This is a genomic window from Streptomyces sp. NPDC001100, from assembly GCF_053598575.1.
In genome coordinates this window covers 1-15,308 of record NZ_JBSFKO010000065.1, presented here as the reverse complement: position 1 = coordinate 15,308, position 15,308 = coordinate 1, and the positions used below count along the sequence as shown (strand labels likewise).

Genomic DNA, 15,308 nt, shown 5'->3' with positions numbered 1-15,308 from the left:
CGGAACCCTCCTGCGCTTTGAGTGGGACCGGCCGAATGAGATCGGTCGTCAGACCGGATGCTCGGTGGTGCCGCTAAAGTCGCGCCAGGATCGTGCTTCGGCGGACTCCTCGGCGGACTCCGCGTCCGGGACGGGAGCCGGCCGCCGCCAGGCGTCCTCGGGCCGGGGGAGCGCGGTGAGCAGCGCCCGGGTGTACGGATGACGGGGGCGCGCGAACAGCTCCTCGGCGGGACCGGCCTCCACGACCCGGCCGCCCCGCATGACGATGACCTCGTCGCTGATGTGCCGGATCACCCCGAGGTCGTGCGAGATGAACAGGAGCGACAGCCCCAGCCGGTCCTGGAGATCGGCCAGCAGATCGAGGATCTGCGCCTGCACCGACACATCGAGGGCCGACACCGGCTCGTCGCACACGATCAGATCGGGACCGGTCGCCAGGGCACGGGCGAGCGCCACCCGCTGCCGCTGCCCGCCGGACAGCTGCCGGGGTCTGCGCCGCATCAGCTCCGGGTCCAGGCCGACGAGGCCGAACAGTTCCAGGATCCGCTCCCGGTTCGCGCGCACCGACCGGCCACCGGGTGAGCCCAGGGCCTCGCCCACCACGCGCTCCGCCGTGTAGCGCGGGTCGAACGAGCTGAACGGGTCCTGCTGGACCAGCTGCACCCTCCGGCGCCGCTCCCGCCGCAGCCGTTCCGGCACGCCCGACCAGGGAAGACCGGCCAGCCGCACCTCGCCCGCGTCGGGTTCGAGCAGCCCGAGGACCATCCGGGCGACGGTGGTCTTGCCGGAGCCGGACTCGCCCAGCACCCCCAGGGTCCGCCCGACGGGCAGTGAGAACGACACGTCCCGGGCCGCGTCCCGGACCACCCCGTCCGGCCCCCGGAACGCCTTGGCCAGGCCGTGCACCTCCAGCACCGGCGGTACCGGCTCGCCCCGTCCCGCCGGTTCACGGTCCCGGGCGGCGGCCCTGACGGTGCGGGCGGCGGGCTCCGGCCACGGCTCGCCGGTGCGCAGGCACCGTGCGGTGTGCCCTCCTCCGGCGCCGCCGACCCGTACCGGGCCGGGGACCACGGCAAGGCACTCGTCGGCCACCAGGGGGCAGCGGGGCGCGTAGGCGCAACCGTGCTCGTCCTCCGGTGCGCCGGGCGCGAGCCGGGCGGGGGCGCTGAGCCGGGTCCGCCGGGTGGCCGCCGCGGGGACGGCGGCCAGGAGCTCCCTGGTGTACGGGTGCCGGGGTGTGCGCAGCACCTCCTCGACGGTGCCCTCCTCCACGAACCGGCCCCGGTACATCACCGCGACCCGGTCCGCCAGCCGGGCCACCACCGCCAGGTCGTGGCTGATCAGCAGCACCCCGGTACCCGCCGCCTTGCGGGTGGCGAGCAGGTCCAGGACACGTGCCTGGACCGTGACGTCCAACGCCGTCGTCGGCTCGTCCGCGACCAGCACCCGGGGTCCGGCCGCGATCGCGGACGCGATCAGCGCCCGTTGCCGCAGTCCGCCGGACAGTTCGTGCGGATACTGCCGGGCCTGGACCGGCGGCTCCGGCATCCCGACCTCCTTCAGCAGCTCCAGGACCGTCTCCCGCACCCGCCTCCGGGAGTCCGGCCGGTGGTTGCGCAGCGCCTCGGCGATCTCCGCCTCCACCCGCCGCAGCGGATCGAGGGAGACCAGCGCGTCCTGGAGGACCAGCCCGATGCGGCTGCCCCGGATCCCCCGCCACCGGCGGTTGCCGAGGGAGCGGAGATCCTCGCCCTCCAGCTCCAGGGTGTCGGCCCGCACCGACGCGCCGGGGCCGTTGAGGCCCACCAGCGCCCGGGCGGTGACGCTCTTGCCGGAGCCGGACTCGCCGACGACGGCCAGGCACTCTCCGGCGGCCAGCGTGAAGCCGATGCCCCGGACGGCCTCGACCCGGCCCTGACGGGTGCCGAACCCGATGCGCAGCCCGTCGACGGTGAGCAACGTAGGGGGTGGATCAGCGTCTGCCATCGGCGGGCCTTCCTTCGAAACGGCGTTGCAGATCACGTCCGACGACGTTCACGGCCAGCACGGTGAGGGTGATGGCGGCCCCGGGGAACACGGCGGGCGCCCAGGAGATGTCCAGCAGGTCCCGGCCCTGCGCGAGCATGGCGCCCCACTCCGGGGCAGGGGGCTGCGGGCCGAGTCCGAGGAAGCTGAGCGAGGACCCGGCGATGATGGCCGAGCCGATGCCCACGGTGGCCAGCACCAGCAGCGGCGGCAGGGCGTTGGGCAGCAGATGGCGCAGCAGGACACTCGTACGGGACCTGCCCAGCACCCGGGCCGCCTGGACATAGTCGGAATGGCGGATCACCAGCGCCTGGCCCCGGGCCAGCCGGACGAAGCCGGGCACCATGGAGACGCTGATGGCGAGCGTCGAGTTGACGGTGCCGGGGCCCAGGACGGCCACCACCAGCAGCGCCAGCAGCAGCCCGGGGAAGGCGAGCAGGATGTCGGTGACCCGCATCACCAGCTCGTCGACGGCCCGTCCGGAGGTCGCCGCGAGCACCCCCAGCAGCGATCCGACGAGCACCGCCACCGCGGTCGCCCCCAGGCCCCCGGCGAGCGAGTAGCGGGCGCCGTGCACGACCCGGCTGTACACGTCCTGCCCCAACTGGTCGGTGCCGAACCAGTGGGCGGACCCGGGGCGGGCGAGGGGGTTCAGCGCGTCGGCCGCGTCGGGCGCCTGCCCCGCGAGCAGCCCGGGCCACAGCGCGGCCACGGCGATCAGCGCCAATACGGCCCAGGCCACCGCCACCGCCGGGCGGACCGCCCACCGGCCGGGCCGCAGCCGCCCGGCCACACCGCCTTTCCCGACGGCCCCTCCGACGGCCGCGAGGTCACCGGTCGTGCTCATCCCAGCCCCCGTTCTGCCGCCGCGGGCGGCAGATGGGGCCGGCCCCGGGTGACGACCAGGGCGGGGGAGCGCAGCACCGACAGATCGGCCCGCGGATCTCCGTCGACGAGCACCAGGTCCGCGTCGAGGCCGGCCGCCAGCCTTCCGGTGCGATCGCCGAGCCCCAGCGCCTCGGCGGCCCGGCTCGTCGCCATCTCCAGCACCACGTCCGCCGGGAGCCCGGCGCGGCCGAACCACTCCAGGCCGGTCGCGTAGTCGTCGAACCCGGCTCCCCGGATGCCCGCGTCGGTGCCCGCCACCAGCCGCACCCCGCGCTCGTGCTGATGGAGCGCCACATCGAGCCAGGGACGCATCCGCTCGGGGCCGATACTGCGGGCGGCGAGATCCAGCGAACCGCTGTACGTGGGGCAGACATAGGTTCCGGTGGCGGCGATCCGGTCGACCAGGTCGGGCCGCTCCTCCGGGCCGGCCCCGGTTCCGCCCGCGGCGATGAACGAGCAGTGCTCCAGGGTGTCGACCCCGGCGTCCAGCGCGGCCTCCACCCCCGCCGCCCCGTGCACATGGGCCGCGACGCGCCTGCCCGCGCTGTGCGCCTCCTGGACGGCGAACGTCAACTCCGCCGTGGTGAACTGCGGTTCGGCGGGCGCGGGACCGTCGGGCGTCAGGGTGCCGCCGGTGGCCATCACCTTGATCCAGTCGGCGCCGGCCGCGACATTCCGTCGGATCACCGCCCGGATCCCGTCGGTGCCCTTCGCCTCCCCGCCGAGGAACCAGCAGTGCCCGCCGGGGATGGTGACGGGGGAGCCCGCCGACAGGACCCGGGGGCCGACGAGCAGGCCCCGGTCGACGGCGTCCCGCAGCGCGGCCACCACCCCGTCCCGGTCACCGAGGTCCCGTACGGTCGTGACCCCGTGGTCGAGCATCAGCCGGGCCCGCCCGGCGACGGAGAACGGCAGCGTCCGGTCGTCGCCGGCCAGCAGGGCCGCCACGGGGTCGGGCCCGGCGTCGAACGACAGATGGACATGGGTGTCGATCAGGCCGGGCAGCAGGACGGCCCCGGGGAAGTCGGCCACCGGGGTGCCGGGGGCCGCGCGGGCGACGACCTCCGCGCGGGGCCCGACGTCCGCGATGGCGCTCCCGTCGACCAGCACGGCCCCGTCCACCAGCGTCCGCCCCGCCGGCCCGTACAGCAGCAGACCGGCGGCGTAGATCCGCGACGTCATGCGTATGCCTCCTTCAGCCGGGGATCGATCACCCGGTACAGCCAGTCCACGAGCAGACTGACGACGACGAACAGCAGCGTGCTCACCACGACCACCCCGGTGACCACGGGGAAGTCACGCCCTTGGATCGCGGTGGCCAGCACCCGGCCGATGCCCTGGCGGCTGAAGACGGTCTCCACCACGACAGCCCCGCTGAACAGGCTGCCCACCACCCACCCGGAGAGGGTGACCATGGGAATCAGCGCGTGCCGCAGCGCGTGCCGGAAGCGCACCGCGCTCTCGCCGGAACCGCGGGCGCGGGCGCTGAGCACGAACGGCTCCTCCAGCGCCCGCTCCACGCCCGCCCGCATGACCTGCGCGAACACCCCGACGAGCGCCGCCGCGAGGGTGACGGCCGGCAGCACCAGGCCGGCCGGACCATTGCCGCCCGCCGCCGGGAACACATGCCAGTGGAAGGAGAACACCGTCAGCAGCGTCACCCCCACCCAGAAGCTGGGGCTGGAGCTGAGCACCAGCTCCACCACGGTCGACGCCCGCCGCATCAGCGGCCACCGGCCCGCCGTGGAGACGGCCAGCAGCAGCGCCACCACGAACGCGAGCGTGAACGCGGTCACCGCCAGCTCGACCGTCGCCCACAGCTGACTGCCGATCACATGGCCGACCGTGTCCTGGAGTTGGTACGACATCCCCAGATCGCCACGGAGCAGCCGACCGAGGAACAGGCCGTACTGCACGACCAGCGGACGGTCGGTCCCCAGGTCGTGCCGCACCTGCGCCACGGCCTGCGGTGTCGCCGTCGTCCCGCCGAGGATGACCCGTACCGGGTCGCCCGGCGTCAACCGCACCGCGATGAACGCGGCCGTGGCGGAGCCGAGCAGCACCAGCACCGACAGCGCCAGCCGGCGCGCGAACCAGCGCGCCGCACCCCACCCCGGCCGGCTCACGCGCCGCCCACCGACACGTCGTAGAAGAGCGGGTACGCGGCGGCCTCGAAGGCCAGCCCGTGCACCTTCTTCGCGGCGCCGACGTAATACGTGGGCACATAGACGGGCATGTCCAGCGCCAGGTCGCGCAGCCGCCGCTGCACCTTCACATAGTCCGCGGCCCGCGCCGCCGGGTCGGTGGCGGTGGAGCCGGCCCGCAACCACGCGTCGATCTGCGGGTCCTTGACCCGGAAGACGTTCAGTCCCCCCTTGTCCAGCGTCTGGTCCGAGGCGAACAGGGTCCGCAGGATGTCCGGATCGGCGCGTACGTTGCTGGCGTCCCAGATCTCCGCCTTGCCCGCGAAGACGTCCTGGGAGTAGGTGCCGACATCCATCGCGACCCGGTTGATCCGGATGCCCACCTTCTTCGCCTGCGCCACGATGCCCTGGCCCAGGACGTCCCGCTGCTCACGCAGGATCGCGGCCACGTACGGCCAGCGGAGCGTCAGCTCCTTGCCGTCGCGCACCCGGTAGCCGGCCGAGTCGCGCTGCGTCCAGCCGGCCTGGTCCAGCAGCTGGTTGGCCAGGGCCGGGTCGTAGGGCCAACTGCCCTGCATCGAGGCGTCGTAGCCCGGGGTGCGCGGGCCCAGCTCGCTCCAGGCGCGGTCGTACGCCCCGAAGTCGACCGACTTGACGAGCTGGGTCAGGTCCACCGACCGCAGCAGCGCGGTCCGTACCCGCTTGTCGGCCAGCGGCCCGCCGGGCGCGGGATTGAAGTGCAGGCTGTAGACCCCGCCGGGCGCCTGCGCGCTCAGCACCTGGATACGGGAGGCCTTCTGGAGGCTCTTGATGTTCGGTGCCGGCAGCCCGCCGACGACATCCACCTCGCCGCTGTTCAGCGCGCCGACCCGGACGGTGTTCTCCTCGATGAAGCGGATCGTCAGGGTCTTCAGATGCGCCGGACCGGTGTGCCGCGCGGACGGCGGGCCCCAGTCGTACGCCGGGTTCTGCTTCAGCACCATGCTCTGCTTCTTGGTCCAGCTCACGAACTCGAACGGCCCCGAACCGATGGGCGCGCCGCACAACTGGGCCGCCGATCTGCGCAGTGCCTTGGCGGACTGGATGCCGAGAAAGGCGGTGCTGAGCGACTGGAGCAGCGCGGAGTCCGGGCGGGAGAGGCTGACCTTCACCGTCGAGGCGTCGACGGCGGTCGACGACTTGTACGCGCTCAACAGCCCGGCCGCATAAGTGGACTTGGTCTTCGGGTCGACGGCGTGGTCGAGAGTCGCCTTGACGGCGGTCGCGTCCAGCGCGGTGCCGTCGTGGAACCGCACGCCGGTGCGGAGGTGGAAGACATAGGTCTTGCCGTCGCCCGACACCGTCCAGCTCTTGGCGAGCCACGGCTTGATGGTTCCGTCGGGGGTGTCGTTCACCAGCGAGTCGAAGATGTTGCGGTCGATGAGCGCCGTCACGTCCCGCGGGCTGACCGCCGGGTCCACGCACGCGGGTTCGGAGTCGGCGGCGAACGTCAGTGCCGAACTCGCGGCTCCGGCCCCGCCCGTGGCGCTGCCGGAGCTTGAGGAACACGCGGTGAGACCGACCCCCGCCAGCAGGGACAGAGCGGCGAGCAGTGCGGGCGCCCGGTGGGCCGGGGGCCGAGTCGTGATGAGCAAGGGCCGTCTCCTTGTGCGGGTTTCACCAGGGATCAGGGCATGCGGAGCGACCCGGCGGAGCACCCCGGGCGCGTCCCGGTCGAACTTTCGTCCACGGTTCTAAAGGCCCGCTAAAGGGGCGCTGCCCGCCGGGCGGGCTTTAGCGCGTGGCAAGAGCGCGCTAAGTCCCGGCCGCGACGGTGGCGGCACCTGTGTGGCTGCGCGTCGGAATCGAGGGATGGCTTTCCATGGGACAAGAGGACAAGCTCCGCGACTATCTGAAGCGTGTGACGACCGACCTGCACCAGACCCGGCACCGTCTGCGCGACGCCGAGGCCCGGGAGCACGAGCCGATCGCCATCGTCGCGGCGGCCTGCCGGTACCCGGGTGGCGTGACCTCGCCGGACGAGTTGTGGCGTGCGGTGGCGGACGGTGCCGACGCGGTGGGGGAGTTCCCCGGCAACCGCGGCTGGGACGTGGAGGGCCTCTACGACCCCGACCCTGCGGCCACCGGCAGGACCTACGCCCGGCGGGGCGGATTCCTCCACGACGCCGACGAGTTCGACGCCGACTTCTTCGAGATCAGCCCGCGCGAGGCACTCGCCATGGACCCGCAGCAGCGGGTGCTGCTGGAGATCGCCTGGGAGACCCTGGAACGCGCCGGCATCGATCCGCTGTCGCTGCGCGGCAGCGACAGCGGCGTGTACATCGGTGCGATCGCCCAGGACTACGCGCCCGCGCTGCGTGAGGTGCCGCCCGAGGTCGAGGGCTATCTGGGCGCCGGCATCGTCACCAGCGTCGCCTCGGGACGCATCGCCTACACCTTCGGCCTGGAGGGCCCGGCCCTGACGGTCGACACCGCCTGCTCTTCCTCACTGGTGGCGCTGGACCTCGCGGTACGGGCGCTGCGCAGGGGCGAGTGCTCCCTCGCCCTCGCGGGCGGTGTGACGGTGATGGCGGCACCCCGGCTCTTCGTCGAGTTCAGCAGGCAGCGCGGGCTGTCGCCGGACGGCCGCTGCCGGGCCTTCGCGGCGGGCGCGGACGGCACCGGCTTCGCCGAGGGAGCCGGCCTGGTCCTGGTCGAGCGGCTGTCCGACGCGCGGCGCAACGGCCACCCGGTCCTGGCGGTGATCCGCGGCACGGCGGTCAACCAGGACGGCGCGAGCAACGGACTCACGGCGCCGAACGGACCGTCGCAGGAACGGGTGATCCGCCAGGCACTGGCCGACGCCGGACTGAACCCCGGCGACGTCGACGCCGTGGAAGGTCACGGCACGGGAACCAAACTCGGCGACCCCATCGAGGCCCAGGCCCTGATCGCCGCCTACGGAAAGGAGCACACACCCCAACGGCCGCTGTGGCTCGGCTCGTTGAAGTCGAACGTGGGCCACACCCAGGCCGCCGCCGGGATCGGCAGCGTCATCAAGATCGCCATGGCCCTGCGGCACGGGGTCCTGCCGCGCACACTGCACATCGACGCGCCCACCCCGCACGTGGACTGGGGAGAGGGCAGCGTACGGCTGCTGACCGAGGAGCAGCCCTGGACGCCCGACGCGACAAGGCCGCGCCGGGCGGCGGTGTCCTCCTTCGGGCTCAGCGGCACCAACGCGCATGTGGTGATCGAGGAGCCGCCCGCACCCGAGGAAGCCCCGCGGGAAGCGGCGGACAGGCCTCCCGCCGTGCCGTGGCTCCTGTCCGCCCGCAGCACCGAGGCACTGAGGCAACAGGCCCGGCGGCTGCGGGAGTTCGCGGACGCACGCCCCGAGCTGGACCCGGCGGCGGTGGGGCGGACACTGGCCGCCTCCCGTACCCCGCTGGAACACCGCGCCGTGGCCGTCGGCCGGAACCGGGACGAACTGCTGCGCCTGCTCGACGATCTGGCCGACGGGCGCACCGCGACGGGTGCGGTCACCGGCCGGGCGGCCGAGGAACCGGGCCGTACCGCTTTCCTGTTCACCGGACAGGGCAGCCAACGGGTCGGCATGGGCCGCGAGTTGTACGAGACGTTCCCCGTCTTCCGCAGTGCGCTGGACGAGGTGTGCGGGCACCTGGACGGCCAACTGCCGCGCCCACTGCGCGAGGTGCTGTTCGCGGCGGACGGAACTCCCGGGGCGCGGGCGCTGCACGGCACCCGGTTCGCCCAGGCGGGCCTGTTCGCGGTACAGGTCGCCCTGTACCGGCTGCTGGAGTACTACGGGGTCGTACCGGACGCGCTGATCGGTCACTCCGTCGGCGAGCTGGCCGCCGCCCATGTCGCCGGGGTCCTCGGCCTCGCCGACGCCAGCACCCTGGTCGCCGCCCGCGGCCGGCTGATGGAGTCCGCGCGCTCCGACGGCGCCATGATCGCGGTCGAGGCGTCCGAGGACGAGGTCCTGCCGTACGTGGGCGAGGGCACCGGAGTCGCGATCGCCGGGCTCAACAGCCCCACCTCCACCGTACTGTCCGGCGACGCCGGGGCCGTCGAGGAGATCGCCGCCCGCTTCGCCGCCACCGGCCGCAGGACCAGCCGGCTGCGGGTCAGCCACGCCTTCCACTCCCCGCACATGGACGCGGTGCTGGAGGAGTTCCGCCAGGTCGCGACAGGCCTCACCTACCACGAACCCCGGATCGTGGTCGTCTCCAACGTCACCGGCGCGCCCGTCCTGCCGGGACAGCTCACCGACCCGGAGTACTGGGTCCAGCACATCCGGCGCCCGGTCCGCTTCCTGGACGGCGTACGGGCCCTGGAGGCGTCCGGCGTCACCGGCTATGTCGAGTTGGGTCCCGCCCCCGTCCTCACCTCGCTGGCCCAGCAGTGCGTCGAGGACCCGGACACCGCCGCCTTCGCCCACACCCTGCGCGACAAGGAGCCCGAGCCGGTCGGCCTGCTCTCCGCGCTGGCCCGGGTCCACGTCCGCGGTCACGCCGTCGACTGGTCCGCCCACCTGCCCGCCGGCGGTCCCGCCGCCGACCCCGGCGACCTGCCGACGTACGCCTTCCGGCGCGACCGCTTCTGGCTCACGGGCACCGGGACCACCGATGTGGCCTCGGCCGGGCTCGCTGCACCGGGCCATGTCCTGCTCGGCGCGTCCGTCGACCTCGCCGACACCGGTCAGTTGGTGCTCTCCGGCCGGCTGACCCTGGCCGGTCACCCGTGGCTGGCGGACCACGCCGTCGGCGGCACGGTCCTGCTGCCCGGCACCGGGTTCGTGGACCTGGCGCTGCACGCCGCGAGCCGCACCGGTCTCGCCGCCGTCGAGGACCTCACCATCGAGATGCCCCTCGTCCTCGACCGGCAGAGCCCCGTGCAGCTCCAGGTCGCGGTCGGCCCGCCGGACGACGGCGGGCGCCGGCCGGTGTCGGTGCACTCGCGCCCCGAGCCCTCCGACGCCGACGCCGACCCCGCCGCATGGACCCGGCACGCCACCGGCACGCTGGCCCCCGGCGCACCGGTCCCCGACCCCTCCGGCGTCCCGGACGCCTGGCCGCCGCCGGGGGCCACCCGGCTGGAACTGGACGGGGTGTACGAGCGGTTGGCCGCCCACGGCTACACGTACGGCCCGGCCTTCCAGGGGCTGCGCGAGCTGTGGCGCACCGCTGACGGGACCCTGCACGCCGTGATCGCGCTGCCCGAGGGCACCGACCCGGCCGGGCACACCGTCCACCCGGCCCTGCTGGACGCCGCGCTGCACCCGCTGCTGGCCACGGCCCTCGCGGACTCCGAGGCGTCCGGAGGTGAACTCCCGCTCCGCGTGCCCTTCTCGTGGACCGGCATCACGCTGCACGCCACCGAGGCCACCACGCTGCGCGTCCATCTCACCCACCCGGCCGCCGACACCGTGACGGTCCGGGCGACGGACGAGTCCGGCGCGGCCGTGGTCTCCGTCGAGGAGCTGACACTCCGTCAGACATCGACCGGCAGGCTCGCCGCAGGGCGGGCCGACGGCGCCAACCTGCTGTACCGACTCGGGTGGACACCGCTGCCCACCGACACCGCCCCGGCCGACCCGCCCCGCACGGCCGTACTCGGCGAGCTTGGCCCCGCGACGGCGGCGGCCCTCGGCCACCCGGTCGCGCACCCCGGCCCCGACGGCGACGCACCCGGCGTGGTGTTCCTGCCGTGCCTGCCGCAGGCCGGGCCGGACCCGGTGACAGCCATGCATGACGCCACCCGGCAGCTGCTGGGGACCCTGCACGACTGGCTCGCCGACGAACGGTTCGCCGACTCGCGGCTGGTCGTGGTCACCGCCGGCGCCGCGGGCGTCGGCACCGGCGAGGACGTCCCCGACCTGGCGGGCGCCGCCCTGTGGGGACTCGTACGCTCCGCCCAGTCCGAGCACCCGGGCCGGTTCACCCTGCTCGACCTCGACGCCGATCTCGCCCCCGACCACGTCGACGCCACCCACCGCGCGGTGCTCGCCGCCCTCGCCGCCGACGAACCCCAACTCGCCGTACGACAGGGCGTGCTGTACGCCAACCGCCTGCTCAGGGCCGCCTCCGACGAGGCCCTCGTGCCACCGGACGACACCGACGCATGGCGCCTGGGGACGACCGGCAAGGGCACCCTGGAGAACGTCGCCCTGCTCCCCGCCCCCGATGCCGCGGCACCCCTCACCGCCGGCCAGGTACGGGTCGGCGTACGCGCCGTGGGCGTCAACTTCCGCGATGTGCTCATCGCCCTCGGCAGCTACCCGGGCGAGGCCCCCATGGGCGGCGAAGGCGCGGGAGTGGTCCTGGAGACCGGACCCGGAGTGACCCGGCTCGCCCCCGGGGACCGGGTGATGGGCCTGTTCGCCGACGGCGCCGGACCCGTCGCCGTCGCCGACCACCGCACACTCACCACGATCCCGGACGGCTGGTCGTTCGCCCAGGCCGCCGCCACCCCCGTTGTCTTCCTCACCGCCTACTACGCGCTCGTCGACCTGGGCGGACTGCGGGCCGACGAGTCCCTGCTGGTGCACGCGGCGGCCGGCGGCGTCGGCATGGCCGCCGTACAACTCGCCCGCCACCTGGGAGCCGAGGTCTACGGCACCGCCAGCGCCGGGAAGTGGCAGACACTGCGCGACCTGGGCTTCGACGACGCCCACCTCGCCGGCTCGCGCACACTCGACTTCGAGGAGCGGCTGCTGCGCGCGACGCACGGCCGGGGCGTCGACGTCGTACTCGACTCCCTCGCCGGGGAGTTCGTCGACGCGTCCCTGCGACTGCTGCCGCGCGGCGGCCGGTTCCTGGAGATGGGCAAGGCCGACATCAGGGACGCCGGGCAGGTGGCCCGGGACCACCAGGACGTCGCCTACCGGGCGTTCGACATGAGCGAGGCGGGCCCCGACCGGATCCAGGAGATCCTCGGCGAACTCGGCACTCTCTTCGCGAACGGCACCCTCACCCCCCTCCCGGTCACCGCGTGGGACATACGCCATGCCCGCGAGGCGTTCCGCCACCTCGGCCAGGCCCGCCACACCGGCAAGGTCGTCCTGACGCTGACACACGCACCCGACCCCGACGGCACCGTCCTGATCACCGGCGGCAGCGGCGCCCTCGCCGCCGTCACCGCCCGCCACCTCGCGGCCCAACACGGCGCCAAACACCTCCTGCTCGCCGCCCGCCGGGGGGCGGACGCCCCGCACGCGGCCGAGCTGACGGCCGAACTCGCCGAACTCGGCGCCGAGGTGACCTGGGCGCCCTGCGACGTCTCCGACCGGGACGCGCTCACCGCCCTGCTGGCCTCGGTGCCCGCCGAGCACCCGCTGACGGCCGTGTTCCACACCGCGGGCACCCTGGACGACGGCCTGCTGACGGCGCTCACCCCCGAGCGCGTCGACGCCGTACTGCGCCCCAAGGCCGACGCCGCCCGGCACCTGCACGACCTGACCCGTGGGCTCGATCTCGCCGCGTTCGTGCTGTACTCCTCCATTGCGGGCACCCTCGGCAACCCCGGCCAGGCCAACTACGCCGCGGCCAACGCCCATCTGGACGCCCTCGCCCGCCACCGCCGCGCACAGGGCCTGCCCGCCACCTCCCTCGCCTGGAGCCTGTGGGGACTCCCCGACGGCATGGCCGGCGGCATCGGCCGGGCCGGACTGGACCGGATCGCCGCGTCCGGCCTCCCCGCCCTCACCGCCGCACAGGGCCTCGCCGCCCTGGACGCCGCCCTCGGCCACGACCGGGCCGACCTCGTACCCGTACGCGTCGACACCGCGGCACTGCGGGCACGCGCCGCCGACGACGAACTGCCCGCCGTACTGCGCTCCCTCGTCCGCACCCCCACCCGGCGGGCGGCGGGCGGCGGCGCACCCGGCGGCGCCATGGCCCTGCAACAGCGGTTGGCGGCCCTTTCCGAGCCGGAACGGAAGGAGCTCCTGCTCGACCTCGTACGCACCGAGGTGGCGGCCGTCCTCGGGCGCGGCGGCGGCGACACCATCGACCCGCGACGCGCCTTCAAGGAACTGGGCTTCGACTCACTGTCCGCCGTCGAACTCCGCAACCGCCTCAACACCACCACCGGGCTGCGGCTCCCCGCGACCCTCGTCTTCGACCACCCGACCCCCGCGGCGCTCGCCGCCGAACTGCGGGCGGGCCTGCTGGGCCGGGGCGAGGAGGCCGCCGCCCGCGGTCCGCAGACCGCCACCGGAGTGGGAACGGACGGCGACGCCCTCGCGATCATCGGGATGGCCTGCCGCTTCCCCGGCGGGGTGACCACCCCGGAGGGACTGTGGCGAGTGCTCGCCGACGGCACCGACACCATCGGGGACTTCCCCGGCGACCGGGGCTGGGACATCGACGCGCTGTACGACCCGGACCCGCAGAGCCCGGGCACCTCGTACACCCGGCGGGGCGGCTTCATCCAGGGCGTCGACGGCTTCGACGCCGAGTTCTTCGGCATCAACCCGCGCGAGGCACTCGCCATGGACCCGCAGCAGCGGCTGCTGCTGGAGACCGCCTGGGAGGCACTGGAGCGGGCCGGTATCGAACCGACAACACTGCGGGCCAGCGACACCGGGGTCTTCGCCGGTGTGATCGCGGGCGACTACGTCACCCGCCTCGGAAAGGTCCCCGAAGGACTCGAAGGCTATCTGTCCAGCGGCAACACCACGAGCGTCGCCTCGGGCCGGATCGCGTACTCCCTGGGCCTGGAGGGCCCGGCGGTGACGGTCGACACGGCATGCTCCTCGTCGCTGGTGGCGCTGCACCTGGCGGGGCAGGCCCTGCGGTCGGGCGAGTGCTCGCTGGCCCTGGTCGGCGGCGCGACCATCATGGCCGGACCCGCGAACTTCGTGGAATTCAGCCGCCAGCGCGCCCTGTCCGCGGACGGCCGCTGCAAGGCGTTCTCCGCCGACGCCGACGGCACGGGCTGGGGCGAGGGCGTCGGCATGCTGCTCGTGGAACGGCTGTCCGACGCACACCGCAACGGGCACCGGGTGCTCGCCGTCGTACGCGGCTCCGCGGTGAACCAGGACGGTGCGAGCAACGGGCTCACCGCGCCCAACGGTCCCTCACAGGAGCGGGTCATCCGGCAGGCTCTCGCGAACGCGGGGTTGAACGCGGCGGACGTGGACGCGGTCGAGGCGCACGGGACCGGTACGACACTGGGTGACCCGATCGAGGCGCAGGCTTTGCTGGCCACCTACGGTCAGGAGCATTCGCCCGAACAGCCGCTGTGGCTGGGCTCGTTGAAGTCCAACGTCGGGCACACGCTCGGTGCGGCGGGCGTGGGCGGGGTGATCAAGGTCGTCCTGGCGCTGGAGCACGAACAACTGCCGATGACCCTGCACGCCGACGAGCCGACCCCCCACGTGGACTGGGGCGAGGGCGCGGTGCGGCTGCTGAGCCGCCCCCGGGCCTGGGAACGCGGCACCGGGCGGACCCGCCGGGCGGCCGTGTCGTCCTTCGGGATCAGCGGTACCAACGCCCATGTCGTCCTGGAGGAAGCCCCGGCGCCGCAACCCGCGGCGGAGACCGTGCCGGACGAGCGGCAGCCCGTGCCGTGGGTGCTGTCGGCCCGTACCCCGGAGGCGCTGCGGGACCAGGCCGTACGGCTGCGGACGGCGGCCCTGGCCGCCGGCCCGGAACTCTCCCCGGTCGGCGTGGGACACGCGCTCGCCACCACCCGCACCTTGTTCGAGCACCGCGCGGTGGTCGTCGGAGACGACCGCGACCGGCTCCTGGACGGCCTCACCGCGCTTGCCACCGGCACCGAAGCCCCGCACCTCGTCACCGGCCGGGCGACATCCGGAAAGACCGTGTTGGTGTTTCCGGGGCAGGGGTCGCAGTGGGTGGGGATGGCGCGTGGTTTGAGTGGGGCGTCGCCGGTGTTTCGGGAGCGGTTGGTGGAGTGTGCGGTGGCGTTGTCGTCGTATACGGACTGGTCGTTGCTGGATGTGTTGGACGGTGTGGAGGGTGCGGCGTCGTTGGAGCGGGTGGATGTGGTGCAGCCGGCGTTGTGGGCGGTGATGGTGTCGTTGGCTGCGTTGTGGCGTTCGCATGGGGTGGTGCCGGATGCGGTGGTGGGGCATTCGCAGGGTGAGATCGCGGCGGCGGTGGTGGCGGGTGCGCTGAGTTTGGAGGATGGCGCTCGGGTGGTGGCGTTGCGGAGCCGCGCTATTACTGGGTTGGCGGGTCGTGGCGGGATGGTGTCGGTGGCGCTGTCTGTTGGTGAGGT

6 protein-coding genes are annotated in these 15,308 nt (G+C 73.9%); 1 reads left to right on the top strand and 5 read right to left on the bottom strand.

Annotation, left to right across the window (positions count from 1 at the left end; all coding sequences use genetic code 11):
• Positions 1-48: 48 nt before the first annotated feature.
• The 5 genes from ACWDEW_RS46835 to ACWDEW_RS46815 are packed head-to-tail and all read right to left on the bottom strand — an operon-like array spanning position 49 to position 6,691.
• Complete coding sequence (locus tag ACWDEW_RS46835) at positions 49-1,986, bottom strand: dipeptide ABC transporter ATP-binding protein (RefSeq protein ID WP_450522192.1); 1,938 nt, start codon at positions 1,984-1,986, stop codon at positions 49-51.
• Complete coding sequence (locus tag ACWDEW_RS46830; protein ID WP_450522191.1) at positions 1,973-2,872, bottom strand: ABC transporter permease; 900 nt, start codon at positions 2,870-2,872, stop codon at positions 1,973-1,975. Before ACWDEW_RS46830 ends, ACWDEW_RS46835 begins: the two co-directional genes overlap by 14 nt.
• Entirely contained in the window at positions 2,869-4,095 is a 1,227-nt protein-coding gene (locus ACWDEW_RS46825; protein WP_450522189.1) for an amidohydrolase family protein, read from the bottom strand. Before ACWDEW_RS46825 ends, ACWDEW_RS46830 begins: the two co-directional genes overlap by 4 nt.
• Positions 4,092-5,039, bottom strand: a complete 948-nt coding sequence (locus tag ACWDEW_RS46820) for an ABC transporter permease (protein WP_450522187.1) — start codon at positions 5,037-5,039, stop codon at positions 4,092-4,094. The genes ACWDEW_RS46825 and ACWDEW_RS46820 overlap by 4 nt, the downstream gene beginning before the upstream one ends.
• Positions 5,036-6,691, bottom strand: coding sequence for an ABC transporter substrate-binding protein (locus tag ACWDEW_RS46815; protein WP_450522185.1), 1,656 nt, complete (start codon positions 6,689-6,691; stop codon positions 5,036-5,038). The genes ACWDEW_RS46820 and ACWDEW_RS46815 overlap by 4 nt, the downstream gene beginning before the upstream one ends.
• Positions 6,692-6,918: 227 nt before the next feature.
• Here ACWDEW_RS46815 and ACWDEW_RS46810 point away from each other — a divergent pair.
• Positions 6,919-15,308 (top strand): SDR family NAD(P)-dependent oxidoreductase (locus ACWDEW_RS46810; protein ID WP_450522183.1); only part of this gene is annotated, 8,390 nt, incomplete at its 3' end.